23 protein-coding genes are annotated in these 24,318 nt (G+C 63.4%); 16 read left to right on the top strand and 7 right to left on the bottom strand.

Annotation, left to right across the window (positions count from 1 at the left end):
• The first annotated feature begins 97 nt into the window (after window positions 1-97).
• From ABM562_RS27710 to ABM562_RS27725, 4 genes are all read left to right on the top strand, one after another.
• On the top strand, window positions 98-733 hold the full coding sequence (locus ABM562_RS27710) for an RluA family pseudouridine synthase (protein ID WP_115085793.1): 636 nt from the start codon (window positions 98-100) through the stop codon (window positions 731-733).
• Window positions 734-870: 137 nt separating this feature from the next.
• Window positions 871-2,160 (top strand): M18 family aminopeptidase, encoded by a 1,290-nt coding sequence (locus ABM562_RS27715; protein WP_115085792.1) that lies wholly within the window; start codon window positions 871-873, stop codon window positions 2,158-2,160.
• A gap of 160 nt (window positions 2,161-2,320) precedes the next feature.
• The gene (locus ABM562_RS27720; RefSeq protein WP_166675657.1) at window positions 2,321-2,485 is read left to right on the top strand and encodes a hypothetical protein; all 165 of its coding nucleotides are present in this window, start codon (window positions 2,321-2,323) and stop codon (window positions 2,483-2,485) included.
• 48 nt (window positions 2,486-2,533) lie between these two features.
• A complete protein-coding gene (locus ABM562_RS27725) occupies window positions 2,534-4,693 on the top strand; it encodes a mechanosensitive ion channel family protein (protein ID WP_460423938.1) in 2,160 nt (719 codons plus the stop codon).
• Here ABM562_RS27725 and phnR read toward each other — a convergent pair.
• Window positions 4,690-5,403: a phosphonate utilization transcriptional regulator PhnR gene (gene phnR, locus ABM562_RS27730; protein WP_115085790.1), complete on the bottom strand. Its 714-nt coding sequence runs from the start codon at window positions 5,401-5,403 to the stop codon at window positions 4,690-4,692. The genes ABM562_RS27725 and phnR overlap by 4 nt on opposite strands.
• Window positions 5,404-5,695: 292 nt before the next feature.
• Here phnR and ABM562_RS27735 point away from each other — a divergent pair, with 292 nt between their 5' ends.
• The 6 genes from ABM562_RS27735 (at window position 5,696) to ABM562_RS27760 (ending at window position 10,978) form a co-directional block, all read left to right on the top strand.
• Window positions 5,696-6,760 carry an ABC transporter substrate-binding protein gene (locus ABM562_RS27735; protein WP_115085789.1) on the top strand — a complete coding sequence of 355 codons (1,065 nt, stop codon included), beginning with the start codon at window positions 5,696-5,698 and terminating at the stop codon, window positions 6,758-6,760.
• 118 nt (window positions 6,761-6,878) lie between these two features.
• Window positions 6,879-7,685 carry an alkaline phosphatase family protein gene (locus ABM562_RS27740; RefSeq protein WP_233673618.1) on the top strand — a complete coding sequence of 269 codons (807 nt, stop codon included), beginning with the start codon at window positions 6,879-6,881 and terminating at the stop codon, window positions 7,683-7,685.
• Complete coding sequence (locus ABM562_RS27745; protein ID WP_115085787.1) at window positions 7,682-8,524, top strand: ABC transporter permease; 843 nt, start codon at window positions 7,682-7,684, stop codon at window positions 8,522-8,524. Before ABM562_RS27740 ends, ABM562_RS27745 begins: the two co-directional genes overlap by 4 nt.
• On the top strand, window positions 8,511-9,308 hold the full coding sequence (locus ABM562_RS27750; RefSeq protein WP_115085786.1) for an ABC transporter permease: 798 nt from the start codon (window positions 8,511-8,513) through the stop codon (window positions 9,306-9,308). Before ABM562_RS27745 ends, ABM562_RS27750 begins: the two co-directional genes overlap by 14 nt.
• 1 nt (window position 9,309) lies before the next feature.
• Complete coding sequence (locus ABM562_RS27755; RefSeq protein ID WP_115085785.1) at window positions 9,310-10,299, top strand: ABC transporter ATP-binding protein; 990 nt, start codon at window positions 9,310-9,312, stop codon at window positions 10,297-10,299.
• A gap of 25 nt (window positions 10,300-10,324) precedes the next feature.
• Window positions 10,325-10,978, top strand: coding sequence for an HAD family hydrolase (locus ABM562_RS27760; protein WP_460423939.1), 654 nt, complete (start codon window positions 10,325-10,327; stop codon window positions 10,976-10,978).
• 80 nt (window positions 10,979-11,058) lie between these two features.
• On the opposite strand, the gene ABM562_RS27765 is transcribed toward ABM562_RS27760, so the two are convergent.
• Window positions 11,059-12,021, bottom strand: a complete 963-nt coding sequence (locus ABM562_RS27765) for an NAD(P)H-quinone oxidoreductase (RefSeq protein WP_115085783.1) — start codon at window positions 12,019-12,021, stop codon at window positions 11,059-11,061.
• Window positions 12,022-12,161: 140 nt separating this feature from the next.
• On the opposite strand from ABM562_RS27765, the gene ABM562_RS27770 reads away from it, so the two are divergent.
• Window positions 12,162-14,249: a carboxy terminal-processing peptidase gene (locus ABM562_RS27770; protein ID WP_166675656.1), complete on the top strand. Its 2,088-nt coding sequence runs from the start codon at window positions 12,162-12,164 to the stop codon at window positions 14,247-14,249.
• A gap of 123 nt (window positions 14,250-14,372) precedes the next feature.
• Entirely contained in the window at window positions 14,373-16,151 is a 1,779-nt protein-coding gene (locus ABM562_RS27775; protein WP_233673615.1) for a bifunctional diguanylate cyclase/phosphodiesterase, read from the top strand.
• On the opposite strand, the gene ABM562_RS27780 is transcribed toward ABM562_RS27775, so the two are convergent.
• The 4 genes from ABM562_RS27780 to ABM562_RS27795 form a co-directional block, all read right to left on the bottom strand.
• Window positions 16,127-16,498, bottom strand: coding sequence for a hypothetical protein (locus ABM562_RS27780; protein ID WP_010224211.1), 372 nt, complete (start codon window positions 16,496-16,498; stop codon window positions 16,127-16,129). The genes ABM562_RS27775 and ABM562_RS27780 overlap by 25 nt on opposite strands.
• The gene (locus tag ABM562_RS27785; RefSeq protein WP_115085780.1) at window positions 16,495-16,833 is read right to left on the bottom strand and encodes a helix-turn-helix domain-containing protein; all 339 of its coding nucleotides are present in this window, start codon (window positions 16,831-16,833) and stop codon (window positions 16,495-16,497) included. The genes ABM562_RS27780 and ABM562_RS27785 overlap by 4 nt, the downstream gene beginning before the upstream one ends.
• 98 nt (window positions 16,834-16,931) lie before the next feature.
• Entirely contained in the window at window positions 16,932-17,372 is a 441-nt protein-coding gene (locus ABM562_RS27790) for a YkvA family protein (protein ID WP_115085779.1), read from the bottom strand.
• Window positions 17,373-17,652: 280 nt separating this feature from the next.
• Window positions 17,653-18,381, bottom strand: a complete 729-nt coding sequence (locus ABM562_RS27795; protein ID WP_095161523.1) for an FKBP-type peptidyl-prolyl cis-trans isomerase — start codon at window positions 18,379-18,381, stop codon at window positions 17,653-17,655.
• Window positions 18,382-18,656: 275 nt separating this feature from the next.
• Here ABM562_RS27795 and ABM562_RS27800 point away from each other — a divergent pair, with 275 nt between their 5' ends.
• From ABM562_RS27800 to ABM562_RS27815, 4 genes are read left to right on the top strand one after another with little or no spacing between them, the layout of a single operon-like run.
• Window positions 18,657-19,382 carry an AraC family transcriptional regulator gene (locus ABM562_RS27800; protein ID WP_095161521.1) on the top strand — a complete coding sequence of 242 codons (726 nt, stop codon included), beginning with the start codon at window positions 18,657-18,659 and terminating at the stop codon, window positions 19,380-19,382.
• A gap of 51 nt (window positions 19,383-19,433) precedes the next feature.
• Window positions 19,434-20,495: an HlyD family secretion protein gene (locus ABM562_RS27805; RefSeq protein ID WP_460423940.1), complete on the top strand. Its 1,062-nt coding sequence runs from the start codon at window positions 19,434-19,436 to the stop codon at window positions 20,493-20,495.
• Complete coding sequence (locus ABM562_RS27810) at window positions 20,492-22,066, top strand: DHA2 family efflux MFS transporter permease subunit (RefSeq protein ID WP_258578232.1); 1,575 nt, start codon at window positions 20,492-20,494, stop codon at window positions 22,064-22,066. The genes ABM562_RS27805 and ABM562_RS27810 overlap by 4 nt, the downstream gene beginning before the upstream one ends.
• Window positions 22,030-23,379 (top strand): TolC family outer membrane protein, encoded by a 1,350-nt coding sequence (locus ABM562_RS27815; protein ID WP_460423941.1) that lies wholly within the window; start codon window positions 22,030-22,032, stop codon window positions 23,377-23,379. Before ABM562_RS27810 ends, ABM562_RS27815 begins: the two co-directional genes overlap by 37 nt.
• Here ABM562_RS27815 and pcaQ read toward each other — a convergent pair.
• On the bottom strand, window positions 23,370-24,302 hold the full coding sequence (gene pcaQ, locus ABM562_RS27820; protein WP_346617870.1) for a pca operon transcription factor PcaQ: 933 nt from the start codon (window positions 24,300-24,302) through the stop codon (window positions 23,370-23,372). The genes ABM562_RS27815 and pcaQ overlap by 10 nt on opposite strands.
• Window positions 24,303-24,318: the final 16 nt, after the last annotated feature.

A 24,318-nucleotide genomic window follows, 5' to 3' on the forward strand; every position in this document is an offset into this window, starting at 1 on the left:
GGTGGTGGGGGTGTTTATTTGTTTTTTGTTGTTCTTGTCCTTCTCCCACCTCCCCCCCCACCCCCCCCCCGCTCCCACAACTATTTTGGAACACGCAATGCCGCTGTCCAACGTTCACATCCTGCATGAAGATGACGCCATCCTGGTGGTCAACAAGCCGACCCTGCTGCTGTCCGTGCCGGGCCGGGCCGAAGACAACAAGGATTGCCTGATCACCCGCCTGCAGGAAAACGGCTACCCCGATGCCCTGATCGTCCACCGCCTGGACTGGGAAACCTCGGGGATCATCCTCCTGGCCCGCGACGCCGACAGTCACCGCGAACTGTCCCGCCAGTTTCACGACCGCGAAACCGAGAAGGCCTACACCGCCTTGTGCTGGGGCCAGCCGGCGCTGGACAGCGGCAGCATCGACCTGCCGCTGCGCTACGACCCGCCGACCAAGCCGCGGCACGTGGTCGACCATGAGCAAGGCAAGCATGCCCTGACCTTCTGGCGCATCGTCGAGCGTTGTGGCGATCATTGCCGGGTTGAGCTGACGCCGATCACCGGGCGCTCGCACCAGTTGCGCGTGCACATGCTGTCGATCGGTCACCCGCTGCTCGGCGATCGCCTGTATGCCTATCCCGAGGCGCTGGCGGCCCATGAGCGGCTGTGCCTGCATGCGAGCATGCTGAGCTTTACCCATCCGGTTTCCGGGGAGCGGCTGCGCTTCGAGTGTCCGGCGCCGTTCTGATCGACCGCAGCGCTCCAATCGCCGGCAAGGCCGGCTCCCACAGGACCTGTGTGGGAGCCGGCCTTGCCGGCGATGGGGTCCGCACAAATCCCCAGCCAAGTACGCTAAACTCGCGCCACTGCTGTCTGGAGTGACCTATGCGCGATGCACTGAATCAAGGCCTGATCGACTTCCTCAAGGCCTCCCCTACGCCGTTCCATGCCACCGCCGCCCTGGCCCAGCGCCTCGATGCCGCCGGTTACCAGCGCCTGGACGAGCGCGACAGCTGGGCCACCGTGGCCGGCGGTCGCTACTACCTGACCCGCAACGATTCCTCGATTATCGCCTTCAAGCTCGGCCGTCACTCGCCGCTGCTCGACGGTATCCGCCTGGTCGGCGCCCACACCGACAGCCCGTGCCTGCGGGTCAAGCCACAGCCCGAGCTGCAACGCCAGGGCTTCTGGCAACTGGGCGTGGAAGTCTACGGCGGCGCCCTGCTCGCACCGTGGTTCGACCGTGACCTGTCGCTGGCCGGGCGGGTAACCTTCCGCCGTGACGGCAAAGTCGAAAGCCAGCTGGTCGATTTCAAGCTGCCGATCGCGGTGATCCCGAACCTGGCGATCCACCTCAACCGCACCGCCAACGAAGGCTGGGCGATCAACCCGCAGACCGAACTGCCGCCGATCCTGGCCCAGGTCGCCGGTGACGAGCGCGTCGATTTCCGCGCCCTGCTTACCGACCAACTGGCCCGTGAGCACGGCCTGAACGCCGATGTGGTGCTGGACTACGAACTGAGTTTCTACGATACCCAGAGCGCCGCTCTGATCGGCCTGCACGGCGAGTTCATTGCCGGCGCCCGCCTGGACAATCTGCTGTCCTGTTATGCCGGCCTGCAGGCACTGCTCACTGCCGACAGCGATGAAACCTGCGTGCTGGTGTGCAACGACCACGAAGAGGTGGGCTCTTGCTCGGCCTGTGGCGCCGACGGCCCGATGCTCGAACAGACCCTGCGCCGCCTGCTGCCCGACGGCGACGACTTTGTCCGCGCGATCCAGCGCTCGCTGCTGGTCTCGGCCGACAACGCCCACGGCGTGCACCCCAACTACGCCGACAAGCACGACGGCAATCACGGCCCCAAGCTCAATGCCGGCCCGGTGATCAAGGTCAACAACAACCAGCGCTACGCCACCAACAGCGAAACCGCCGGCTTCTTCCGCCACCTGTGCATGGCCGAGGAAGTGCCGGTGCAGAGCTTCGTGGTGCGCAGCGACATGGGCTGCGGCTCGACCATCGGCCCGATCACCGCCAGCCACCTGGGCGTGCGCACCGTCGATATCGGCCTGCCGACCTTCGCCATGCACTCGATCCGCGAGCTGTGCGGCAGCCATGACCTGGCGCACCTGGTCAAGGTGCTGACGGCGTTCTATCGCAGCCGCGACCTGCCGTAACTGCGCGGCGTCTGCATCGCTGGCAAGCCAGCTCCCACATGCCGAACCTGTGGGAGCTGGCTTGCCAGCGATGAGGCCCGCCAGCCTGACCCCGATCAACCCTCCCCCCGGCGAATCCCGCTATGCTTGAGCCATAACTCTCAAGTAAGGACCTTGCCGCATGTCAGCCTTTGCCTCTCTGTTCCTTCCGGTCATCGCCGGCCTGATCCTGCTGACCGTGGGCTTCAACATGCGCGATCGCAATATCGGTGTACTGATGATGTGGGTCGGTACCCTGGGCATGATCGGCATCATGTGCTGGAAGATCCTCGAGAAACTCAACTGACAAATACACTACACTCGGGCGATTGATCGTTTTGAGGTTGATTGTCCGGTGCCTGTCTTTTTCCGCGTTATTCTCCTGCTTCTGCCCTTGTTCTTGGTTGCGCCAGCGCACGCCGCCGGCCTGCCGGGCCTGCTCGGCGGCGGCGGCAAGGCCCAGCCCGAAGCCACAGAACCCCTGGGCCAGTCACTGGACGAAGTGATCAAGAGCCTGGAGAACGACCAGCAACGGGCCAAGCTGCTGGCCGATCTGAAAAAGCTGCGCGACAGCACCAAGCAGGCGCAACCCAGTGCCGAACAAGGCGTGCTGGGCCTGATCGGCAGCACCTTCAACGAGCTGGAAAAACAGTTCAGCGGCGAGGCCAGCCCGTTCAACCGCTGGACCCGCGAACTGGAGCTGGCGCAGATCGAGCTCGACGCCCGCCTGGTGCCCTGGCACGAGTGGCCGCCGATCCTCTTCGGCTTTGCCGCGATCATTGCCCTGTGGAGTCTGCTGGCCTACGCCCTGAACTGGGTCGGCCACCAGGTCCGCCTGCGCTTCGGCCTCACCGAAGAACTGCCACAACATCCACGGACCTGGGACCTGGTGCGCTTCGCCCTGCGCAAGCTCGGGCCCTGGCTGGTGGCGCTGGTGATCACCGTGTACCTGAGCTTCGCCCTGCCCTCGTCACTGGGCAAGTCGATGGCCATGGTCCTGGCCTACGCGCTGGTGGTGGGTACCTGCTTCTCGGCGATCTGCGTCATCGCCTTCTCTTTGCTCGACGGCCCGCACCGCCATCGCGCCCTGCACATTCTCCGCCACCAGGCCTTTCGCCCGCTGTGGCTGATCGGCAGCTTCGCCGCCTTCGGCGAGGCCATGAACGACCCGCGCATGGCCAGCGCCCTGGGCGATCACCTGTCGCACACCCTGGCAACCCTGGCCAATATCCTTGCCGGGCTGTCTACCGGGTTGTTCATCCTGCGCTTTCGCCGGCCCATCGCCCACCTGATCCGCAACCAGCCGCTGTCACGGCGCCTGACCCGCCGGGCGTTGAGCGACACCATCGAAATCCTCGGGACCTTCTGGTACCTGCCGGCGCTGGTGCTGGTGGCGATCTCGCTGATCGCCACCTTCATCTCCGCCGGCGACACCAGCACCGCCCTGCGCCAGTCACTGATGTGCACGGTGCTGCTGATTTTGTGCATGGTCATCAACGGCCTGGTGCGCCGCCACGGGCTCAAGCCGCAGCGGGCCAACCGTCGTCAGGCGGTGTACTCGGAACGCTTGAAGAGCTTTACCTACACCCTGGTGCACCTGGCCATCTGGCTGGTGTTCATCGAACTCGGCCTGCGCGTCTGGGGCTTTTCGCTGATCGGATTTGCCGAAGGCGAAGGCCATGAAGTGGCGGTGCGCCTGTTCGGCCTGGCCGGCACCCTGATCGCCGCCTGGCTGGTGTGGATTCTCGCCGACACCGCCGTGCACCACGCCCTGACCCGCTCGCGCAAGGGCCTGGCCAATGCTCGCGCGCAAACCATGATGCCGCTGATCCGCAACGTGCTGTTCGTGGCGATCTTCATCATTGCGGTGATCGTCGCCCTGGCCAACATGGGCATGAACGTCACCCCGCTGCTGGCCGGTGCCGGTGTCATCGGCCTGGCCATCGGTTTTGGCGCGCAATCGCTGGTCGCCGACCTGATCACCGGGCTGTTCATCATCATCGAAGACTCCCTGGCCATCGACGACTACGTCGATGTCGGCGGCCACCTGGGCACGGTCGAAGGCCTGACCATCCGTACTGTGCGCCTGCGCGATATCGACGGCATCGTCCACACCATCCCGTTCAGCGAGATCAAGAGCATCAAGAACTACTCGCGCGAGTTCGGCTACGCGATCTTCCGCGTGGCCATCCCGCACAGCATGAACATCGACCAGGCGATCACCCTGATCCGCGATGTCGGCCAGAAGATGCGCAACGACCCGCTGATGCGCCGCAACATCTGGTCGCCGCTTGAACTGCAAGGCGTGGAAAGCTTCGAGTCGGGCTCGGCGATCCTGCGCGCGCGTTTCAAGACCGCGCCGATCAAACAGTGGGAAGTGTCGCGGGCCTTCAACCTGGCGCTCAAGCGTCAGCTCGATGAAGCCGGCCTGGACCTGGCCACCCCGCGCCTGAGCGTGCAGGTGATCACCGCCGATGCCAGCACACCGTTCAGCGAAACGCCCACCAAGGCCTAACCGGCTTCGGCCTTGATGCGGATCGCATCATGGCGCCAATACTCCAGGTCACAGTCGATCAGCCGCCCGTGCTGGTCGCTGTTGACCCGGGTGATGTGCAGGCCGGGGCTGCCCGCCGACACCTTGAGCGCCAGCGCCGCCGCCACCGGCAAGGCGGTCGGCAGGATCTCGAAACGCACCCGGCCATACTCGATGGCGTAATGGCGGGCATAGAGCTCGGTCAGCGACTGGCTCAGGTCATGCTCGAGAATGCTCGGAAAGTATTCAGGGTTCAGGTAGTGCTCGGCATACAGCACCGCGCGCCCGTCAATCCGGCGTAGCCGGCAGACCTGGATCACACTCGACAACGGCGCCAGTTGCAGCCGCGCGCACACCGTTGCCGCCGCTGGCTGCAGGCGCGCCGACAATAGTTCGGTGCGCGCCTCGCGCCCTTGCTCACGGACCATGGCATGGAAGTGACTGCGCTCGTTCAGATCGTAGGTCAGCCGTGCGGGCGCGACAAACCAGCCGCGCCGCTCCTCGCGGTAAATCAGCCCGCGCGCCTCCAGTTGCACCAGCGCCTCACGCAGAGTAATGCGCGTGGTGTCGAACACCTCGCTGAGCTTGCGTTCGGCCGGCAGCTTGCAGCCGGGCGACAGGAGGCCATGCTCGATCTGCTCCTGCAGGGCATGACAGATGGCTGTTACTGCGCGTGGCGGCAGTGGCTGCATCAAAGGTTACCTATCTGGACTAGTCCAGCACCGGCAGCGCCCACATTTGGCGCCTTCAGGGCTATGAGAATAGTGCAAGCCTAGGCACTCCAGATGAATGCCAGATGACAGCCAGGGTGGTCTACGCTTGATTTTCAGGGGCGCGAGCCCTGGCTGGCAGCACGCCTGGACATCAAATTGTCATGCAACAGGCCTACCTTGGCTCAGGTATTGCTGACCTAGACCAACCGAACCGCAACAACGTCCAACAACACCATTAGCGTTTTGCAAGGCACCCATCAAGGAGCTTCGGATGAAACAGTTTTTTCTGGCGTCACTGTTAGGCTCGAGCATCGCTCTGTGCACCACGGCCATGGCCGCCGACACCGACCTCAAGGCCCTCGAGGACGCCGCTCGCAAGGAAGGCGCGGTCAACAGCGTGGGCATGCCCGATGCCTGGGCCAACTGGAAAGGCACCTGGGAAGACCTGGCGAAAAAATACGGCCTCAAGCACATGGACACCGACATGAGCTCGGCCCAGGAAGTGGCCAAGTTCGATGCCGAAAAAGACAACGCCAGTGCCGACATCGGTGACGTCGGCGCCGCCTTCGGCCCGATCGCCGTGGCCAAGGGCGTGACCCAGCCGTACAAGCCGAGCACCTGGGATCAGATCCCGGGCTGGGCCAAGGACCAGGATGGCCACTGGGCCCTGGCCTATACCGGCACCATCGCCTTCATCATCAACAAGCAACTGGTGAAGGAACAAGACATGCCGAAAACCTGGCATGACCTGGAAAAAGGCAAGTACAAGGTCGCCATCGGTGACGTCGGCACCGCCGCCCAGGCCGCCAACGGCGTACTGGCCGCAGCCATTGCCTACAAAGGTGACGAGAAGAACATCGAACCGGGCCTGCAGCTGTTCACCAAGCTGGCCCAGCAGAAGCGCCTGTCGCTGGCCAACCCGACCATCCAGACCCTGGAGAAGGGCGAGATCGAAGTCGGTGTGGTCTGGGACTTCAACGGCCTGAGCTACCGCCAGCAGATCGACCCGAAACGCTTCGAGGTGCTGATCCCGTCTGACGGTTCGGTGATCTCCGGTTACACCACGATCATCAACAAGTACGCGAAAAACCCCAACGCCGCCAAACTGACCCGCGAGTACATCTTCAGCGATGCCGGGCAGATCAACCTGGCCGAAGGTCACGCCCGGCCGATCCGTGCCGAGCACCTGAAGTTGCCGGCCGAGGTTCAGGCCAAGCTGCTGCCTAACGAGCAGTACCGCGCCGTGCAGCCGATCAAGGATGCGGCGGCGTGGGAAGCGACCTCCAAGGCCCTGCCGCAGAAGTGGCAGGAGCAAGTGATCATCGAGATGGAGTGAACCTTCAAGGGGGTGTCAGGCAATACCTGCTACCCCCAATCGCTGGCAAGCCAGCTCCCACAAGGTCTGTGGGAGCTGGCTTGCCAGCGATGAGGTCAGCCACAATTGCGGAGTCCCTATGAACCACAACGTCATCCTGGTCCTGCTCGATGGCCTCAACCATCAGGTCGCGCACCACGCCATGGGCCATCTGCATGCTTATGTCGAAGCCGACCGCGCCGCGCTGTACCGGGTCGAATGCGAGCTGCCGTCGTTGTCACGGCCGCTGTACGAATGCATCCTCACCGGTGTCGCGCCGATCGACAGCGGCATCGTCCATAACAACGTCAACCGCCTGTCCAACCAGCGCAGCGTATTCCACTACGCCCGCGAAGCCGGCCTGGGCACGGCAGCGGCGGCCTATCACTGGATGAGCGAGCTGTACAACCGCTCGCCCTTCGACCCGCTGCGCGACCGCCACACCCACGCGCCCAAGCTGCCGATCCAGCACGGGCTGTTCTACTACGCCGACCACTACCCCGACTCGCACCTGTTCGCCGACGCCGAATACCTGCGCCGCCGTCATGCACCGAACTTTCTTCTGGTGCACCCGATGAACATCGACGATGCCGGCCACCGTCACGGCCTGGACAGCAGCCAGTACCGCAACAGCGCGCGCAGCGCCGACATCCTCCTGGCCGACTACCTGCGCACCTGGCTCGAAGAGGGCTATCAAGTGCTGGTCACCGCCGACCACGGCATGAACAACGACCGCTCGCACAACGGCCTGTTGGCCGAAGAACGCGAAGTACCACTGTTTGTCTTTGGCGAGGCGTTCAGCCTCGACCCGGCAGCCAAGCCGCTGCAGACCGAACTGTGCGGCACCCTTTGCGAATTGCTCGGCGTGCCCCACGACAAACCGGTGTGCCGGGAGCTGCTCAAGTGAATTCGATCACGCGCGGCAAATGGCTGGCCCTGCTCTGCCTGGTACCTTTCGCAGTGTTTTTCATCATCTTCCAGATCGCCCCGCTGGCCTGGGTAATGCTCCACAGCGTGCAGGTGGAATCGACCTGGGGCCTGGATAATTTCAGCAAGATATTCAGCTCGAAGTTCTATCGCCAAGCGATCCAGCACAGCCTGGAAATCAGCTTCTGGTCAAGCCTGTTCGGCATCCTCATCGCCATCCTCGGCAGCTATTCCTTGCGCCGGGTCGACTCGCGCCTGCGCGATTTCGTCAACGCCTTCGCCAACATGACCAGCAACTTCTCCGGGGTGCCGCTGGCCTTTGCCTTCATCATCCTGCTCGGCTTCAACGGCGCGTTGACGATGCTGCTGAAACAGGCCGGGATCATCGAAGACTTCAACCTCTATTCCAAGACCGGGCTGATCATCCTCTACACCTATTTCCAGATCCCCCTCGGCGTGCTGTTGCTCTACCCGGCCTTCGACGCCCTGCGCGAGGACTGGCGCGAATCGGCCGAGCTGCTTGGCGCCGGCGCCTGGCAATACTGGCGGCACATCGGCCTGCCGGTGCTCACCCCGGCGCTGCTGGGCACCTTCGTGATCCTCCTGGCCAACGCCCTGGGCGCCTACGCCACGGTCTATGCGCTGACCACCGGCAACTTCAACGTGCTGCCGATCCGCATCGCCGCGCTGGTGGCCGGCGACATCTCGCTGGACCCGAACCTGGCCAGCGCCCTGGCGGTCATCCTGGTCGGGCTGATGACCCTGGTGACTTTCGTCCATCAATGGCTGTTGAAGCGGAGCTACCATGTCGCGCGCTGAACCGGGCTCTGCCACGTTGTACCACCGCCTGGTGGTCTACCTGCTGTTCATCATTCTGCTGCTGCCGCTGGCCGGCACCCTGCTCTACTCGCTGGCCACCAGTTGGTCGGCCAGCCTGTTGCCCAGCGGCCTGACCTTCAAGTGGTACCTGGCGCTGTGGAGCGACCCGCGCTTTCTCGCCGCCTTCGGCCAGTCGCTGCTGGTCTGTGTCGGCGCCCTGCTGCTGTCGGTGCTGCTGATCCTGCCGCTGTTGTTCGTGGTGCATTACCACTTCCCCCGGCTCGATGCGCTGATGAACATCCTCATCCTGCTGCCCTTCGCGGTGCCGCCAGTGGTGTCGTCGGTGGGCCTGCTGCAACTCTACGGCTCGGGGCCGATGGCCATGGTCGGCACGCCGTGGATCCTGATCGGCTGCTACTTCACCGTGGCCCTGCCGTTCATGTACCGGGCGATCACCAACAACCTGCAGGCGATCAACCTGCGCGACCTGATGGACGCCGCCCAGCTGCTCGGTGCCAGCACCTTCCAGGCCGCCTTCCTGGTGGTGTTGCCGAACCTGCGCAAGGGCCTGATGGTGGCCTTGCTGCTGTCGTTCTCGTTCCTGTTCGGTGAGTTCGTGTTCGCCAACCTGCTGGTCGGCACCCGCTACGAGACCCTGCAGGTGTACCTCAACAACATGCGCAACAGCAGCGGCCACTTCAACAGTGCCCTGGTGGTTTCCTATTTCCTCTTCGTGCTGGTGCTGACCTGGGCAGCCAACCGCCTGAACAAGGACAAGTCCTGATATGAGCTTCGTCAGCGTACAGAACCTGCAAAAAAGCTATGCCGGCAGCCCGGTGTTCAACGACATCAACTGCCAGATCGAACGCGGCGAATTCGTCACCCTGCTCGGCCCTTCCGGTTGCGGCAAATCCACCCTGTTGCGCTGCATCGCCGGGCTGACCGCCGTGGACAGCGGGCGGATCTTGCTCGATGGCAACGACCTGGTGCCGCTAAGCCCGCAAAAGCGCGGGATCGGCATGGTGTTCCAGAGCTACGCGCTGTTCCCCAACATGACCGTCGAGCAGAACGTCGCGTTTGGCCTGCGCATGCAGAAGGTCAACAGCGACGATAGCCAGGCGCGGGTACGCGAGGTGCTGCAACTGGTCGAGCTGCAGGATTTTGCCCGCCGCTACCCGCACCAGCTGTCCGGCGGCCAGTGCCAGCGCGTGGCCCTGGCCCGCTCGCTGGTCACCCGCCCGCGCCTGCTGCTGCTCGACGAGCCGCTGTCGGCGCTGGACGCGCGTATTCGCAAACACCTGCGCGAGCAGATCCGTGCCATCCAGCGCGAGCTGGGCCTGACCACCATCTTCGTCACCCATGACCAGGAAGAAGCGCTGACCCTGTCTGACCGCATCTTCCTCATGAACCAGGGCCGCATCGTTCAGAGCGGCGATGCCGAAACCCTCTATACCGCGCCGGTGGACGTATTTGCTGCCGGCTTCATCGGCAACTACAACCTGCTCGATGCCGACAGCGCCAGCCGCCTGCTGCAGCGGCCGATTGGCAGCCGCCTGGCAATCCGCCCGGAAGCCATCGTCCTGAGCCTCAACGGCGAACTCGAGGGGCTGGTACGCAGTCACAGCCTGCTCGGCAACGTGATCCGCTACCGGGTCGAAGCGCGCGGGGTAGAATTGCTGGTCGATGTGCTCAACCGCTCGTCCGCCGACCTGCACCCGGATGGCCAGCGGGTATCCTTGTCGATCGATCCCACCGCCCTCTGCGAAGTCGCCTGAGGGTTGCACAGGAGTTTTTCTGAATATGGCACTAGCGATTTTCGATCTGGACGAAACCCTGATCCACGGTGACTGCGCGTCATTGTGGAGCGAGCAGATGGTCCGCCTTGGCTGGGTCGATGGCGAGTCGTTCCTGCGTCGTGACAAGGCACTGATGGATGCCTACGGCAAGGGCCATCTGGCCATGGAGGACTATATGACCTTCAGCCTGGAGCCGCTGATTGGCCGCACCCCGGAAGAAGTCGAGCATCTTGTAGCACCGTGGGTGGAAGATTTCATCGAGCCGATCATCTTCAGTGACGCCACCAAAACCATTGCCGCCCACCGCAAGGCTGGCGACCGGATCCTGGTGATTTCGGCCTCCGGTACCCACCTGGTCAAGCCGATTGCCGACCGCCTGGGCATCGATGAGATTCTCGGCATTGAGCTGGAGGTTGAGCGCGGCGCCTATACCGGCAAGACCACTGGCGTGCTGACCTACCGCGAAGGCAAGATCACCCGCTTGCTGGAATGGCTGGACCAGGAAGAAGAAAACCTTGAAGGCGCGAGTTTCTACTCGGATTCACGCAACGATCTGCCGTTGCTGCTGAAGGTGGATTTCCCGCATGTGGTCAATCCGGACCCGGTGTTGCTCGAGCAGGCCGAGAAGAACAAGTGGCCGATTCATACCTGGAAATGAAAAGCATCGCTGGCAAGCCAGCTCCCACAGGTACTGCATACACCTGACCTGTGGGAGCTGGCTTGCCAGCGATTGGCGGACTACACCAGGCTCTCGTCGATCACCAGCACCAGCTTGCCCGACACCTGATTACTCGCCAGCTCGGCAAACGCCGCTTCGGCATCCTTGATCGGGAAGGCCTTGGCCAGTTGCGGCTTGAGCCGGCCTTCACTGAACAGCGGCCACACCTGTTGGCCCAGATCGCTGAGCAGGTCAGCCTTGAACTGATCATCACGGGTACGCAAAGTCGAACCCATTACCTGCACGCGCTTGCCCAGCAGTTGCGCCAGGTCCAGCTCGGCCTTGCGCCCGCCCATCAGGCCGATGATCACCCAGCGTCCGTCCCGTGCCAGCAGCTTGAGGTTGAGCTCGGCATAGTTGGCGCCGACCGGGTCGAGGATCACGTTGAATGGGGCGAAATCATTCAGCGCGTTGAGGTCTTCACCACGCACCACGCCGCCGCTGGCGCCCAGCCCTTGGCAATAAGCCAGCCGCTCGGCCGAGCCAACGCTGACCCAGCACGGGCTGCCAAAGGCCTTGCACAGCTGGATCGCCGCCGAACCGACGCCACTGGCGCCGGCATGCAGCAACACCTTCTCACCGGGCTTGAGCGCGGCCAGCTGGAACACGTTGAGCCAGGCCGTGGCATACACCTCGGGGATTGCCGCTGCTTCCTGCAGGCTGAGGCCTTCGGGTACCGGCAACACGTGGCGGCCATCGACCACCACTTCCTCGGCCATGCCGCCGCCGGCGAGCAAGGCACAGACCCGATCGCCGACCTTCCAGGAGGAACCGGCGCCCACTTCGCTGATGATCCCTGAGCATTCCAGGCCGAGAAACTCGCTGGCCCCCGGCGGTGGCGGGTAGAGCCCGGCACGCTGGAGCAGGTCGGCACGATTGAGGCCGGCTGCGGCCACGCGAATTCGTACTTGACCGATATCGCAAGCTGGACTTGTCGTCGCAACCCACTCCACATGTCCGTCAACGCCTTGCAATGCCTTCACAGTGCCTCCATAGTTGAGTCATGACTGAGCCCGGGTGCTGTAGCCCCGGGCTTTTTGCATTATGCGTCCGGTTTTCATGGAACCGGCGAATTCAAAGACGGCCTAATATGCGTGATCAATTGTCCCTACGTCGAATCAGCATGAAGCATTTTCTGCCGAGCACCACCCTCGCCCTGTTGATCGGTCTGGGCAGTCTGCCATTGGCGGGCAGTGCATGGGCCGCCAACAGCTGGGATAAGCTCCAGCCTGACCGCGATGAAGTGGTCGCCAGCCTCAATGTGGTCGAGCTGCTCAAGCGCCACCACTACAGCAAGCCGCCGCTCAACGATGCGCGCTCGGTAATCATCTACGACAGCTACCTCAAACTCCTCGATCCTGCGCGCAGCTACTTCACCGCCAGCGACATCGCCGAGTTCGACAAATGGAAGACCCAGTTCGACGATTTCCTCAAGAGCGGCAATCTCGACCCCGGGTTCACCATCTACAAGCGCTACCTGGACCGGGTCAAATCGCGTCTGGACTTCGCCCTCGCCGAGCTGAACAAGGGCGTCGACAACTTCGACTTCACCACCAAGGAGACCTTGCTGATCGACCGCAAGGACGCTCCGTGGATGAAGAACCAGGCCGAGCTCGACGACCTCTGGCGCAAACGCGTCAAGGATGAAGTGCTGCGCCTGAAAATCGCCGGCAAAGAGCCCAAGGCGATCCAGGAGCTGCTGACCAAGCGCTACAAGAATCAGCTCACGCGCCTGGACCAGACCCGCGCCGAAGACATCTTCCAGGCCTACATCAACACCTTCGCCCAGTCCTACGACCCGCACACCAACTACCTGTCGCCCGACAACGCGGAAAACTTCGATATCAACATGAGCCTGTCGCTCGAAGGTATCGGTGCCGTGCTGCAAAGCGACAACGACCAGGTCAAGATCGTGCGTCTGGTACCGGCCGGCCCTGCCGCCAAGACCAAGCTGGTGGCACCGGCCGACAAGATCATCGGCGTGGCCCAGGGCAACAAGGAAATGGTCGACGTGATCGGCTGGCGCCTGGATGAAGTGGTCAAGCTGATTCGCGGGCCGAAAGGCTCGGTGGTGCGCCTGGAAATCATCCCGGCCAGCAACGCGCCGAACGACCAGACCACCAAGATCGTGCCAATCACCCGTGAAGCGGTGAAACTCGAAGAGCAGGCCGCGAAAAAATCGGTGCTCAAGCTCAAGCAGGACGGGCGCGACTACAAGCTCGGCATCATCGAGATCCCGGCCTTCTACCTGGACTTCAAGGCCTTCCGTGCCGGCGATCCGGAGTACAAGAGCACCACCCGCGATGTGAAGAAACTGCTGACCGAACTGCAGAAGGAAAAAGTCGACGGCGTGGTCATCGACCTGCGCAACAACGGCGGCGGCTCGCTGCAGGAAGCCACCGAGCTGACCAGCCTGTTCATCGACAAGGGCCCGACGGTGCTGGTGCGCAACAGCGACGGCCGCGTCGACGTGCTTGAGGACGAGAATAGCGGCGCCTTCTACAAAGGCCCGCTGGCGCTGGTGGTCAACCGCCTGTCGGCCTCGGCGTCGGAAATTTTCGCTGGCGCCATGCAGGATTATCACCGCGCGCTGATCCTTGGCGGGCAGACCTTCGGCAAAGGCACGGTGCAGACCATCCAGCCGCTCAACCATGGCGAGCTGAAACTGACCCTGGCCAAGTTCTACCGGGTTTCCGGGCAGAGCACCCAGCACCAGGGCGTGCTGCCGGACATCGATTACCCGTCGATCATCGACACCAAGGAAATCGGCGAAAGCGCCCTGCCCGAAGCCATGCCATGGGACACCATCCGCCCGGCGATCAAGCCTGCGGTCGACCCGTTCAAGCCGTTCCTGGCCCAGCTCAAGGCCCGTCACGACACCCGTACGGCCAAGGATCCGGAGTTCGTCTATATCCGCGACCGCCTGGCCCTGACCCAGAAGCTGATGAACGAGAAAACCGTCAGCCTCAACGAAGCCGAACGCCGTGCCCAGCATGCCGATATCGAAAGCAAGCAGCTGGCGCTGGAAAACACCCGACGCAAGGCCAAGGGCGAAGAGCCGCTCAAGGAACTGAAGAAGGAAGACGAAGACGCCCTGCCGGTCGAGCCGGACGATACCAAGCCGGAAGACGACGCCTACCTGAAGGAGTCCGGGCTGATCCTGCTGGATTACCTGGGCCTGAATTCGCAGGTGGCGCGGAACAACCCGTAAAACGGTGATGGCAAAATAATGTGACTGTGCGTCATTGCGTCATCAAATAGTCATCAGACTGTCGTGAAATAAGGGACTGAGCGCCGCGGGTGCTCAGTCCCTTTTTTTCAAGGTAGCCCTGCCATGACCGTCAACGAACAGCTCAGCGCGTTGAGCACCATCCTGGCTCAAAGCGGCTTGCACAGCCTGTTCCAACCCATTGTCTGCCTGTCCGAACGGCGCATCCTCGGCTACGAAGCACTGAGCCGCGGCCCGTCCAACAGCCCGTTGCACTCGCCGATCAACCTGTTCGCCGTGGCCCGCCAGGCCGGCCGCCTGACCGAGCTGGAAGTGGCCTGCCGCGAGAGCGCCTGCCGGCGCTTCAGCCAGCAGAACCTCGAAGGCAAGCTGTTCCTCAACGTCTCGCCGGAATCCTTGCTCGAGCCGCAGTACCAGTCCGGGCGTACCCTGAAGATGCTCCACGAACTTGGCGTGCCGCCCAGCCGGGTGGTGATCGAGCTCACCGAACAGACGCCGACCGACGACTTCCAGCTGCTGTTCAACGCCCTGCACCACTACCGCGACATGGGTTTTTCCATCGCCCTCGACGACCTCGGCGCCGGCTATTCGAGCCTGCGCCTGTGGTCGGAGCTGCGCCCGGACTACGTCAAGATCGACCGTCACTTCATCGACGGCATCCACCTGGATGCGGTCAAGCGCGAGTTCGTCGGCTCGATCCTGCAGATCGCCCGAGCGTCACGAGCCCAGGTGATTGCCGAAGGTATCGAACTGGCCGAAGAGCTCAAGGTGCTCACCGAGATGGGCGTCGACCTGGTCCAGGGCTACCTGCTGGGCCGCCCTCAGGAGCTGGCGGCGCGGGATGTGCAGGGCATGCTCGGGCAACCGGCGCAGGTGCTGCAGAGCCTCAATGAAGACAGCGGCAACCTCGCCGCGCTGCTGATCGAACAGCCCGCGGTGAACCGCGAGGCGCCCACGCCGCAGGTGCTCGAACTGTTTCGCAGCCAGGCAAATCTCAATTCCCTGGCGGTGCTCGACGCGCATGGGCAGCCATGTGGCATCGTGCATCGCCACTCGCTCTCCGAGGCCCTGCTCAAGCCGTTTGCCACTGATTTGTTCGCGCGCAAGCCGATCAGCCGGTTGATGAGCGATGATTTTCTCGCCGTGGATCTGGGCCAGTCGCTGCAACAGGTCAGCCGCCTGCTCACCAGTCGCGCCCGCCAGCGTATCGAAGAAGATTTCATCATCACCCACAACGGCCGCTACCTGGGCCTGGGGCGGGTGATCGACGTGCTCAAGCTGATCACCGAGCAGAAGATCCAGCAGGCCCGCTATGCCAACCCGCTGACCCTGCTACCGGGCAACGTGCCAATCCAGCAGTGCCTGACCCGCCTGCTGCAACAGCAACGCGCGGCAGCGATCTGTTACGTGGATATCGACAGTTTCAAGCCGTTCAACGATATCTACGGCTATGCCCGCGGCGATGAAGTGCTGCTGTGCCTGGCCCAGTGCCTGGGCGAACGGGTCGACCCCAGCCGGGATTTCGTCGGCCATATCGGTGGCGACGATTTCATGCTGGTGCTGGGCTCGGAAGATTGGCAACAGCGCTTGCAGCTGTTGCTGGAGGACTTTCAGAAACAGTGCCGGCGCTTCTACCGTGCCGAGCACCTGCAGGCCGGGTGCTTCGTTGCCACCGACCGTCAGGGCCGGCGCCAGGAATTCGCCTTGCTATCGCTGTCGATCGGCGTGGTGCAGTTGCACCCGCAGGCCTGTGCCGGGCTCGATGCCGGGCAACTGGCCGAGCTGGCCTCACAGGCCAAGCATCAGGCCAAGGATGTGCCCGGGCACAGCCTGTACCTGATCGATACCGCGCCTGCCGTTCAGGCTTCTTCGTGTTCGGGGTAGCTGTACTCGAACACCCGCACCACTTCCGAGGCGTGCCAGGAGGCTGCGGCCATACCGTCGGACGGCCCGGAGAAACGCCCCAGGCGCTCGACGCACTCGAAGAAACCGGTGCGCGGCAAACGGCTGGCACCCTGGCTGATCACCAGCGAACTGCGCAGCGGCTGCTCGGCGCGGGCGTCAAGCGCCGCCAGGTGCTCCAGCGCCGCGGTCAGGGTCTGCATGGCCGGGCTGGGCAATTGCAGACGCTCGAGCAAGGCACGGTAAGTCAGCAGGTGACGTTGGCGGCGGGCGACATCCAGCTCGCCGAGCAGGCCTTCCCAGTGCTGGCGGCTGATCCGCACGCTCACGACGGCTCGCTCCAGCCGGCCACACCCAGCTCCCAGGCCAGGCTGCGGCGGATCGCGGCATCCGGCTGGCGTTCGCCGCTTTCGATCAGCGCCAGGTACACCGGGCTGATGCCGACGCTGCGTGCCAGCTGCTCCGGCGCCAGGCCCTTGCCCTCACGCAAACGCGCCAGCTCGCTGAAACTCGGCAAGCTGGCGCTGTCTGTGGCGCTGGATGGTGTGTTTTCGGCGGCAACCGGCTCGCCTTGCCCGGCTGCTTTAAGCAGTGCCTGGTACTGCTCCCAGGGAACAACCGCGTACTCGGGTTGACCGTCTCGGCTGATGACCTGAATACCCATTACAACCCCCTTGTAGGATTACGATATGTAATCGGTAGGCATAATCCTTATGCCAATTATATTACCAGCCAACAAGGGTGTGCAGGGTCGCGATGTGATCAGCTTTTTTCCTGTTCCAGGCGTAGCGCTTCCGGCGTGTCGGGCAGGCGTTCGACCACCCGCAGTTTTTCCGGTGCCTGACGGCTGCGCCAGGCGCTGAAAGCGGCCAGTTCATCGGATACGGCTTTCATCACCCAGGCCAGCACGGCGATGTCGTCGAGCATGCCGACGCCCAGCAACCAGTCGGGGATCGCATCCAGCGGGCTGACAAAATACAACAATCCCGCCACTACCGTGATCAGCGCCTTGGGGCTGATGGCCCGGTACTCGCCGCGCCACCAGGCCAGGCACAGGGCCTGCATCAGGCGCACGTCCTCGCGCAGCTTGCCCAGCCGCGGGCCTTTGCGCGCCACGGCAAAAATCAGCGCCGGCAGGCGCCCGCGGCTGAGCAAGCGCTCGGCCAGGGGCAGAAATCGGGCGAAATTCCACGGTGCTTTCATACGGCCTCCAGGGCCAGTGCCAAGGAAGGTTATCCACAATAATTGTGGATAACCTTGTGAACAGAGCTCAGTTTCAGGCTCAAGGCGCCCGCCCGGCAAGGGTCCGGGTTAAATCGGGCGTTTTTTACACACCTGTTTCAATCACGCAAACGTTTTGCCCGCTGCGCCATGATTCGTCAACAGCCGCAGCTTTTAAGACCCTGCATGGCCCCGAGGGTTCGTTAAACCCCAGAAACGACAACGCCCCGTCGAGACGGGGCGTTGCCGGTATCAGCTGGCCTTACTCGGCAGCAGGATCGGCAGGCTCATCAGCCTTGGCCTGGTCCTTGATACCCAGCAGTTCCAGTTCGAATACCAGCACCGAGTTGGCCGGGATCATCGGGCTCGGGCTCTGGGCGCCGTAAGCCAGGTCCGACGGGATATACAGCTTGTACTTCTCGCCCACGTGCATCAGTTGCAGGCCTTCGACCCAACCCGGGATCACGCCGCTGACCGGCAGGTCGATCGGGCTGCCACGCTCGACGGAGCTGTCAAAGACCTTGCCGTCGATCAGCTTGCCTTCGTAGTGGACGGTTACCACGTCAGTCGGTTTTGGCTGGGCGCCATCAGCCTTCTTGATCACTTCGTACTGCAGGCCCGAAGCGGTAGTCACTACGCCAGTCTTCTTGCCGTTTTCTTCAAGGAACTTCTTGCCGGCCGCAGCCGACTCTTCGCTCATCTTGACCAGGCGCTCTTCAGCGCGCTTTTGCAAGGCTGCGAAGGCTTCAACCAGCTCTTCGTCCTTGATCTTCTGTTCTTTCTTGCCGACAGCGTCTTCGATACCTTGAGCAACAGCTTTCGAATCAAGGTCGTCCATGCCTTCCTGAGCCAGGCTTTTGCCCATGTTCAGGCCAATACCGTAGGAGGCTTTCTGTGCCGGAGTCTTCAGCTCGACGCTGGTCTGCGAATCGCAACCCGCCAGTACCAGGCTAACCAGGGCAACCGCAGCCGCCAACCGATGCTGTTTCATGCTATTTCCTTGTTCATGCGCCAATAGGGCAATCGAGTAAAGCCGCGAGCTTATCAGGCGGCCACGACCAATGGCTACCGGCATGAGAGCAAGAAAACCCGGATAAGTTCAGCCAGATTAAACCTTCTTCATCCTCGGCTGCAGCCAGTGGCCAGTATTGACGGGACCCGGCAGTTGGGCAAATCCGCCGGTGAGGTTTTGTAGCAGTTTGTATCGATGCCGTGCAGCGGGCGGTTATCATCCTGGGCAGCGCAGCAGCGGCAAGGACGGCAGCAATGTGGGACGGCAGGGTCACCTTCAGCGACTACTGGTTCGGCTATGTGGGACACAGTGAGGATTCATCGGCCCACAGCCATGTGGCCATCCAGCTTTGCATCGGGATTCGCGGCCCGGTGCGGGTCGATTTCGAACAGCACAGCCTGGAAGGCGCTGGCGTCATCATCGGGCCTTTCGTCAAACACCGCTCGGTGCAACAGCCGCAGCCGCTGGCGTTTCTGTTCATCTACCCGGAATCGCCCCTGGGGCGCGCACTCAACGCACAGTTGCCACTCAATGGCAGCGCCCTGGCCAGCCAGGCCATCGTCGACTGCTTCGCCCTGCAGCGCAGCACCGAACAGACCGTAGCGGCACTGAACCGCATCGTCGGCAGCCCAGCGGATTTCGACCCGCGCCTGGCCAGCGCCCTGTCCTTGTTGCGCGAAGACTGCGACGGCAGCGGCGCGGTCGGCCGCGCAGCCGAAGCGGTCGGGCTGTCCAGCCCGCGCCTGCGTCACGTGGCCACGCGCGACATGGGCGTGCCGCTGTCGCAGTGGATCATCTGGCGCAAGCTGGAGCGCGCCGCACACGCCCTGGCAGCCGGCCATAGCTTGAGCGAAGCGGCCGTGGATGGCGGCTTTGCCGACCAGGCGCACCTGAGCCGGATGATGCGGCGCATGCTCGGCCTGTCTCCGGCGCAAGCGGCTGGCGTGTTGATGCGCACGAGCGATTCGTTCAATACCTGACCTGCTGCACACGCCAAGCTCTGCCCTTCTTGATGACTAGAGGCGCAGTTCATGGGCAAGCCTACCTACCTGAAGCTAGTGGTCTGTACCGCAGTAATCGGTAGCCTGATGCTGCTCGGCTGGCAACGCTGGCAGTACAAACTGCAATACGTCAGCACCGATAACGCCGAGGTCGAGGGCATCATCGTGCCGATCCGCGCCAGACTTTCGGGCATCGTTGTGCAAGTGCCGGTGCAACACAACGGCCGGGTAGCCAGCGGCGACCTGTTGCTGCAGCTGCGCGATGATGAATACCTGCAACAACGAGACAAGGCCCAGGCAGCATTGAACAGGTTGCATGCGGCCACCGGCAGCCAAGGCACGCCCGGATTGCTTGATAGCCAGGCGCGCAGCGCGGCGGCCAACAGCCAGGCCGCCACCGCAACCATCGGCCAGCTCTCTGCCGGGCTTGAACAGGCCCGTAGCGACTTTCAGCGCGCCCAACGCCTGGCCGCCCAAGGCGTCCTCAGCAACCAGGACCTGGAAGCGGCCAAGGCGCAGTTCGATGCCCTCGGCCACCAGTTGCAGGGCGCGCGCAACAACGCCCAGGCCGCGGCGCAGGGCAGCCTGGCGCAACAGGCTGCGCTGAAGTTGCAAAGCTATCGAATCGATGCCGCCCGGGCCGACCTGGAACTGGCGCAGATTCGCTTGCAAGACACCCGTCACCGCGCGCCGCTGGCCGGTATCGTCGCCGACAAGCATGTCGAACCCGGGCAGTTCGTGGTGGCCGGGCAAAAGTTGCTGAGCCTGGTCGCCACCGATCATTTGTGGGTAGTGGCCAACTTCAAGGAGACCCAGATCAGCCGGGTCCGGGTTGGCCAGCCAGCACGCGTCACGCTCGACGCCTTCCCCGACAGGGTATTGCGCGGCCGGGTGCAGAGCCTGGTGCCGGCCACAGGGGCACGCTTCTCGTTGCTACCGCAGGAAAACGCCAGCGGCAACTTCACCAAGGTGGTCCAGCGCCTGCAAGCGCGGATCGAACTTGAGCCGCTTGCGCTGCCTTACCAGGCCGCCATGAGCCAGGGCATGAGCGCCTTGGTCGAAGTCGATACCGGTGATGAGCAACGCTTATGAAATCGCCCTGGCTGGTCGCCTTCAGCGTGACCCTGATCTCGATGATGGAGCTGCTCGACGTCACCATCGTCAACGTTGCCATTCCCAGCCTGATGGGCAGCTTCGGCGCCTCGGTGGATGAAATTTCCTGGGTCTCGACCAGTTACATCGTCGCCAACGTGGTAATCCTCCCGGCCAGTGGCTGGCTGTCGGCCTGGTTCGGCCGGCGCAACTACTACCTGGTTTCCTCGATCCTGTTCGTACTGGCCTCGCTGGGCTGCGCGATGTCCACCGAACTCTGGCAACTGGTGGCCTTTCGGATTATCCAGGGCCTGGCCGGCGGTGGCTTGCTGGGTATCTCCCAGGCGATCATCTACGACGTGTTCCCCAAGGAAAAGGTCAGCACTGGCCTGGCCCTGTACGGGGTCGGGGTAATGATGGGACCGACCCTGGGGCCCTCGGTGGGCGGTTACCTGATTGATGAATTCTCCTGGCACTGGATCTTTCTGATCAACCTGCCGATCGGCGCTGTGGCGATCCTTCTGTCGTGGCTCTGCGTGCATGACTCGATCAACGAGAAACGCCCGCAAAGCATCGACTACATCGGCTTCGCCCTGCTCGCCCTGGGCGTCGGCAGCCTGCAGATCATGCTTGAGCGTGGCGAACACTGGGACTGGCTGGAGTCGGACCTGACTATCGCCTGCCTGTTGCTGGGCAGCTTCGGCCTGCTGGCGTTTTTCTGGTGGGAGCAGCGCGTGGCCACGCCGATCGTCAACATGGCGCTGTTTCGCAACCGCGAGTTCCTCATGGGCTCGATCTGTGCCTTTTGTGTCGGCTTCGGCCTGTACAGCACACTGTTCATGGTGCCGTTGCTGCTGCAGACGCTGCTTGAGCAGAGTGCCTACCAGAGCGGCATGGTGATCTTTCCCGGCGCCCTGGCCAGCGCCGTTAGCACCCTGGTGATCGGCAAGCTGTCCCAGGAAAACAAGATCGATGAACGGCTGTTCGTCAGCATCGGCATCCTCATCTACGGCTATGCGATGTACCTGCACACCCAGTTCACCCTGCAAAGCAGCCCCGACACCCTGTACTGGCCGCTGATTATCCGCGGGCTTGGTCTGGGCATGATTTTCGTTCCGCTCACCAACCTGGCGATGCGCCAACTGCCTGCACAACTGATCTCGGTCGGCTCGGGGGTGCTCAACCTCATGCGCCAGCTCGGTGGCAGCGTCGGCATCGCCATTGCCGCAACTTTGCTGACGCGCTTTTCCTGGGCGCGCTACCGGCAATTATCCGAGCACGTCACCGAGTCGAGCATCATCGCCAGCGGCTGGGATGTTGCCCGCTACGACCCGCGCGTGCTTTCGCTGGGCACCAGCGATCCCGCTCAGGCGCAAGCCCTGCTGGTCCTGGTCAATACCCGTGAACAGGCACAGATGCTCGGCTTCAGCATGCTTTTCGGCCTGCTCGGCGCAGTCATGCTGATCGGTGTGCCGATGGTCCTGCTGATGCGCAACCCCAAACGAATCGCTCAACCCGAACAGGAAGCCTTGCCGTGCTCGAACAACTCTCGCGAATCCACGCAGGCCTGATGGCCCTGGCACTGCTCGGCAGCAGCCAGCAGGCCCGGGCTGATGACCTCTACCAGCTCTATCAAAAAGCCCTGGCCCATGACATGAAATACACCGCGGCCATCGAACAGCAACGTGCCAGCAACGAAAAAGAACCCCAAGGCCGCGCCCTGCTGTTGCCCAACCTGTCACTTGAAGGGGGCGCCGCTTGGGTCGACCGCGACGACAGCGGTGCAGCGACACGCAATCGCGACAACTCCAATGCCTACGCACTGGTGCTGATCCAGCCGCTGCTGCGCTGGCAGAACGTGATCGGCCATGACCAGAGCAAGGCGCTGGTGCTGGCCGGGGAAATCAACCTGCAGGCCGCCCGCCAGGACCTGATGCTGCGGGTCGCCGACGCCTACTTTGACCTGCTGCTGGCCGAAGACCTGCTCGGCACCAGCCACCAGCAGGTGCGCACCCTGCAGGAGCAACGCGGCAAGGCTGAACGCTTCTACCAGGCCGGCTCCGGTACCGAAAGCGAGGTGCAGCGCATCCAGGCCCGCTACGACCTGGCCTATGCCCGGCAGATGGCCGCGCACAACGCCGTGCAATTGCACCAGGAAACCCTGGCGCAGTTGACCGGCAGCGTGCCCGCGTCCCTCGCCCGACTCGACCCGCAGGTGCGTTTTCAGGGGCCGCAACCGGCGTTGATCGGCACCTGGGCCGAGCAGGCGCAACAGCACAACCTCAAGGTCCAGGCGGCGCAGATCAAGCGCCTGGTGGCAGAAAAGGAGATCGACAAGCAACAGGCCGGGCATTTGCCCACGGTCGACCTGGTGGCCGCTCACGGGCGCTTCGCCTCGGTGGGCGGCAGCCTGTACGACGTCACCCTGCCGGAAGAAAAGTACACCCAGACCGTGGTCGGTGTGCAGGTCAGCCTGCCGTTGTACGCTGGTGGCGGCACTACCAGCCGCAGCCGCGAGGCCCGCGCCCTGCACGGTGTGGCCCTGGATGAAGTCGAAGACGCCCGCCGCGAGGCTGGCCTGATGGCGCGCCAGGCCTACCTGACCCTGACCAGCGGCATCAGCCAGTATGCGGCGCTGCAGCAGGCGCTGCGCTCGAGCCAGACCAACCTGACCTCGACCACCCGTGCCTTCGAAGCCGGTGCGCGGATCAGTGCCGATGTGCTGGATGCCGAACAGCAGGTGACCCAAACCGAGCAGCAACTGGCCGAACAGCGTTATTCAATCGTGCTGGCCCAGCTCAGGCTGCTGGCCGCCAGCGGCAGCCTCGGCGATGCCGGCCTGCAAGAAATCAACGCGCTGTTGTCAGCGGGCACTCAAGGGTAGTGGCCGTCGCGGTACTGCGCCGCCACCTCGCGCAAAACCTCGCACAGCCATTGCGCCGGCACTGCCAGGGGCAAGGCGGCGTTGCTGCAGATGCCGACCGAGCCGCCCGGCTCGCTGACGCCCAGGTCCAGCTCGCACAGCTCACCGCGGCCGAGGTCGACGCGCACCGCATCCCGAGGCGCAACCCAGACCGCATCGCTGCCTTGCACATAACGGCGGCTGAGGGCCGGCGACAGGGTTTCCAGGCGCTGCGCGGGTTGCTCGATGGCGCACTGCACGAACAGGCTGTCGGCGTGCTTGCGGATGGTCGTGCCGGCCAGCGGCAACACCAGCGGGTAGCGCCCGACCTGGCTGCGCTCGATCGGCTGGCGGCCCAGCAAGGGATGACCGGGGCGCACCACCAGCGACATCGACTCACTGTACAGGTGCTCGAACATCAGCCCCTGGATTTGCGGGCTGTCGGTCATGCGTCCGATCACCAGGTCCAGTTCCCCCACATGCAATTGCCCGAGCAGGTGCGCGCTGGGGCCGGTGGCAACGCTGACCACCAGGGCGTCATGGCGCTGGTGCAGGCGGCAAAGTACTTCGGGCATCAGCAGGCTTTCGACGGTCGACAGCACGCCGACACGCACCTGGGGCGGCGCATGCTCTTCGCCGCGCAAGGTGCTGACGCCTTCGCGCAGGGCCTGCACGCTGGGGCCGGCGTAGCGCATGAAACGCACCCCGGCCGGGGTCAGCTCGACGCCCTGCTTGCTGCGCTCGAACAGCCGCGTCTGCAGCAGGTCTTCAAGTTCCTTGAGGGTCTTGGAGATGGCCGGCTGACTGATCGCCATGGTGTCGGCGGCCTTGGCAAAACTGCCCTGGCGGGCAATCTCGAGAAAGCACAACAGGTGGCGGAATTTGATCCGGGTATCGAGGTTCATCCCCGGAGTTTATCGG

It is taken from the genome of Pseudomonas sp. ZL2 (genome assembly GCF_054788455.1).